We start from the raw sequence: 4,715 nt of genomic DNA on the forward strand, positions 1-4,715 counted from the left end.
CCCAGAGAGCATCCACAGCTGCTGCTGATAACACACCCGGCTCACCGCCTCACGGCAAAAGCGTTTCAGGAGGTCTTCATCCAGCGCGCCGTCGCCTTATTTTTTGGGTTGTTGTTCAAGAATTCTGGCCGCCTTGCGGCACCAGGCTGCCGCAACCGGGTGCTCCACTGCAATTCCTCGGGCCGGCACGCACTCCCTCCAAAGCACCACCTGACCTACCCCCGACTCACTCTTCCTGCGGGGGCCGCTTCCGGCTCACTGCCCCTCGCCGGCGGCCCCCGCCCGGCCCTGCGGGATTTCCGCTCCGCCCCCTGGCGGGGGAATCACCTTAACCTTATCGAGAGGCTTCAAACCCGCTGATGATATAGACTTCGTCATCAACCTGCAGCGCGAGTTCCCGGCCGTCCGGACTGAACAGCATATCCTCAAGGGTGTACCCCTCGCACATCTCTACCAGAACCTCCGGTGTTCCTCCCTCCTCGGGCACCAGAAAGATATACTCCCGAAACGTTTCTCCATCATCCGACATAATCCGCGCGGCAAAGGCTATGCGCTCAAGGTAAACCGAGTATCCCAGATGCTCCTGAATGCGAAAGAGGTCGTCCTCGCCAAGTTCGCCGGGTATCCCGTATTCGCTTAGGTCAAGCGGTACTGGTGAAATTGAGTATTCCCCATGGTCTTCACCTTCGGGTGGAAAGGTATCCTGTAGTTCCAATATCCATAAGTTACTGGGCAACACCTCAAAATTGTTCACCGGTGTGGGCAGAAGACTATCTTTCGGTGTGCGGGAATACCACACCCGCTCTCCCTCTCCTACGCCAACCCGCTCCCCCTCTCCTACGCCAACCTCTGTTGCGCGAAAGTCAACATCCTCATCCAACGCAACAGTCATCGCAAATCGATTTTCGTACATATACCGCAACATATACATCCGTCGGAAAAACCTGCTCAGTTCCGGTTCTTCGCCCCCGTCAACCTGTGGGTGATAGAACGGTATCCTCACTATCCTCCCGGGTTGGCGCTCCTCAGGATACGCACCTCTTTCCCCATGCCATCCTCGATATAATTCCCATATGCTGTTGGTGGTGACGAATAGAGCATATGTATTCAAGAAATCTGGTGTCGTTCCAGTCAATGTTGCATAGATGGCTTTCCGTTCTGCATCTTCAAAATAGAACCGTATTAGCTGCATTGGATACAGGTTAAACACAACCCATTCTTCATTCACGTTCACCACATGCACCCCAAGGTCGTAGTGGTAGTCAACTTCAATATAGTGATGCTCAGTTGTTGGACCGAATCCTGTCACTCTGGATAGTCTTCTCTCAGTACCAGTGATATATCGATCCTCATCTGCTACCACCAAATGTACTAAGCATTCGTCACTCAGTATAAAGGGCGTGTGTTGTGCGACTATCGATTCTGTAAAAAGAAAGAACAAGAAGAGGACTGCATAGATAGATCGTCCTACTCTCATCGCAGTTCCTCCGCTATCTCTTCAAGATACTTCTGATAATCAGCTTCAAGCACAAAGTATTCCAATGGTTCCCGCTGCCCGAATCCACCACCAGTAGTTAACTCGGTTGTAGCGCCAGAGGATCCACCGGCCTGGAAAATACGCATATTCCGTTCATTGAAATCATCATACGCAGTAGGGAGATAATTGGGATCTGGATATAACACTGCCACGTGGCCCGAACCAGCATCATTTTCCCAACCTACAATCACTGGAGCAGATATCGTATTCACGATCTCATGCGCCCTTCTAGGATTTTCTATTGCAACCCACTGCGCCTCCGCCTCCGGCACGTCCCCGCCTGCATTGCGCCGCAGGGCTTTTATCATGTCATTGGCGCTACGTCCAGGATAACGATCAGGGTCTTCGGGATGACCAACTTCTCGGACCCCATCCGCATTGATTCTGAAGTAGAGCCTGGGGTTTTGGATGAGGATTTTTTTATAGTCTTCATCATAAAACCGCTCATTATCCCGCGTGTGCTCGGCCACCACAGCCCCTACCAGAAAGTTGCAGTAGGTAGCCCGGGTTAGACCCGCCCATCTGTCGTCACCTTCCTGCAAGGCGCGCAACTCCACATCCAGGTTCATCGTGGCGATCCGCCGTTCCACCTCGGCATTTTGCTGGGCGATCTCCTGTTCAATCTCCGGTATCCGTCCCTCGGTGGGTTGCATGGTTGCAAGTTCGGTATCGTGGGCCGCAAGCTCCCGGCGTGCATCACGCACCAGAGCGGCCAGGTCCTCCTCGGCAGCCACCTGCTGATTATGGCGCTGCTGGGTCTGCGTGGGCAACAGCAGCAATAATTCGCGCCAGATTCTTTCAAGCCCATTGCGAGACTCTCGGGCGCTCAGACGATCCCCCCTCACCCGCATAAGTTCGCCCTCGCCCTGCCACACCTTCGCATCCAACTCATCGTACCTCACACTTTCCCGATACTCTTGCCGAGCCTGCTCCCGGCGTGCATTCTCTTTTTCTACCCGCTGCTGTTCCTCCCGCAGCTCCTGGTTCAGACCATGCCGCTGATTCTCCCAATCCTTCAGGCCGCGCACCAGGCGGATGAAATCTGCACCTTGTTCGTCTTCCGGCTCCACGGCCTCTCCCCGCTTCCATTCCTGCACCGTTACCAGACCGGGGTCTACAATATGATTCCCACCCGTATCGACCGGCAGTTCTACCACCGCCATCCGTTCCCCCGGGTACTCCGCTTCCGGCGAAACCAGCTTCCTCTGCGGCAGCCGCCACAACACGTACCGCTCGTGATACGCCACTTCCCGGTTCCTCTGGTAATCCCACCGGTCATTGCTGCGATTCAGCCGATGACGATGCAGTACATCCTGGTTTCCTTCGTCATCCACGCTGAACCGCTCGCGCACCACCTTGTAATAGTAGCCCGCGTTGTTCCAGATATCAGTCGTGTTACCGCTTTCCACCCCAAACCATTGAAATCCCGGCTGAAAGGCCTCGGCACTGCGCCGGCTCACCGTCTCTACCAGCTGATCAAACCGGCTCTGCACATTCCGGGTCGCCCGTTCCCTGGCGATCCAGCGTTGCTGCTCTTTTCGGGCAAACTCTTCGTGCGACAGAATATCTGCAACAGGTTCATCAAGCTCTCGCAATGCCGCCTCAAGCCGCCCTTCTGTTTCTTTCAGCTCATCGCCATCACTTTCATAGAGAGTCCGTACCAGTTCATGTCTCCGGGTTCCACTTTCCACCTCATTGCTGTGGAAGTTAATCAAACCCTCAACAGCGTCAAGATCTTCCCCGTGACTGGTGGCATACCCTCCATGCGCGCGCCCGGCAAGCTCTACTCTTCGGGCCGCGCTGTTAAATCGTTTCAGCAGTTGCACTATACGAAGGGAACGACCCAGTTTATCAAAATCAGTTTCGTGACTCACAGCGTTCCTCCTTATGCACAGGCCCGTTGCAACCAGCTATAGTAACGAAGCATCAGTTGTTCGTACTCCTCGGTCGTTCGCGCACGTCGTTCATCTTCCAGCCAGGCCCGAATACCATCAGATACCCGATCCATTACTGCATGGTATTCGCCTCGGCTCATGCGCACCATCCGGCCACTGGGGAGCTGAACCCGGTATGTTATCCTGCGATTCCGGTTCTCAAAGGCCGCCATGCTCTTTTCCTCCGGGTTCCCTCCGGCATATCCTTCCTGCCCGGCATCACGGAGAGCTTCGTCCAGTCCCTCAGGATCAATCCCTGATTCCGTGCCTGTTCCCACAATCGGCCCATGCACTCCGTGAAGTCGCACACGAGACATCGAGGCCTCCATTGCCAGCGCATATTCTTCCATCAGTTCGATTTCTTCGGCATACACCAGTCTGTTACCGCGCTGAAACTGAACAACGTGGGCAAGTTCATGCGCAAGAAGTTTCAGACCTTCCTCACTGTCCGGGGCGTAGCTCCCCTGCGAAAAATACAGATCATACCCGATACTCACCGCCAGAGCGCCATTCGATCGCGTGATTGCCTCTGCATCAGGCCCAAGGTGAATTCGCACCAGTGACAGATCAACCCCAAACAGCCGTTCATACTGTTCTCTGGTCGCCATATCAAGCGGGAATACCCGATCCTCATCTCTTCTGTGTTCCTGCACATCCCAACCAACCTGGCCACCGCCATAGTCTTTTTTCCTGAGAAGACTATGTGTGCCACCATCCTCCTTCAGTTGCATGATGCCTCGATGCAGGGCCAGAACATCCTCAACATATCTTCTGATTTCCCCATGGATCGAACGGCTCATACCATGTCCTCCATCGCCCGACGCTGCAGCTCTTGCAGGAACTCATCAGAGGATGTCATTATTTCGTCGCCGCTCCCGGCTCCTCCCCCACTCCCCCCGGCCCCGCCAGCATCGTGGCTGGCACTGCGGGCCAGGGCCGGCTGGGGGTCTCTCTCCCCGGCGAGGGCGGCCTTGTCGGTCTCGTAGTTGCGCCGGATTCGTTCCATTCGCTCCTCTTCGGGATCTCTCGTTCCGGCTCCGCCAGAGCCACCTCCGGCCACACCTCCGGCTGCAGGTCCTTCAGCAGGAACAGCCCCGGCCCTTCCTGCCAAACCACGCACCCCGCCGCCCGGCAAGCCACCCTGCATCGTCCCGGCCATCGCCACAGCTCCGGCAGGGCCTCGGGGAACAGTTCCGCTCCCCGGAACATCGCCTCTGCCACTGCCCCCGCCCGAGACCTTCACT

The 4,715-nt window shown here is 55.9% G+C and carries 3 protein-coding genes and 1 pseudogene; all 4 read right to left on the reverse strand.

The genetic code is table 11. The features are described from left to right. Positions 1–334: 334 nt before the first annotated feature. On the reverse strand, positions 335–1,363 hold the full coding sequence (locus BW950_RS14435) for a hypothetical protein (protein ID WP_143559284.1): 1,029 nt from the start codon (positions 1,361–1,363) through the stop codon (positions 335–337). A gap of 110 nt (positions 1,364–1,473) precedes the next feature. Continuing rightward, positions 1,474–3,411 carry a hypothetical protein gene (locus BW950_RS14440; protein WP_076490001.1) on the reverse strand — a complete coding sequence of 646 codons (1,938 nt, stop codon included), beginning with the start codon at positions 3,409–3,411 and terminating at the stop codon, positions 1,474–1,476. Between the two features lie 11 nt (positions 3,412–3,422). Continuing rightward, positions 3,423–4,271 (reverse strand): eCIS core domain-containing protein, encoded by an 849-nt coding sequence (locus BW950_RS14445; protein ID WP_076490002.1) that lies wholly within the window; start codon positions 4,269–4,271, stop codon positions 3,423–3,425. Further along, positions 4,268–4,715 (reverse strand): annotated as a pseudogene (locus BW950_RS15195) (hypothetical protein); the annotation flags it as partial. The gene BW950_RS14445 and the pseudogene BW950_RS15195, both read right to left, overlap by 4 nt.

The sequence above is a fragment of the Alkalispirochaeta americana genome (assembly GCF_900156105.1).
GTDB classification, from domain to species: domain Bacteria; phylum Spirochaetota; class Spirochaetia; order DSM-27196; family Alkalispirochaetaceae; genus Alkalispirochaeta; species Alkalispirochaeta americana.

What these genes read in the sequence shown, in the direction of transcription:
- BW950_RS14445 (WP_076490002.1), bottom strand. Translation starts at nt 4,271, where the DNA reads ATGAGCCGTTCGATCCATGGGGAAATCAGAAGATATGTTGAGGATGTT.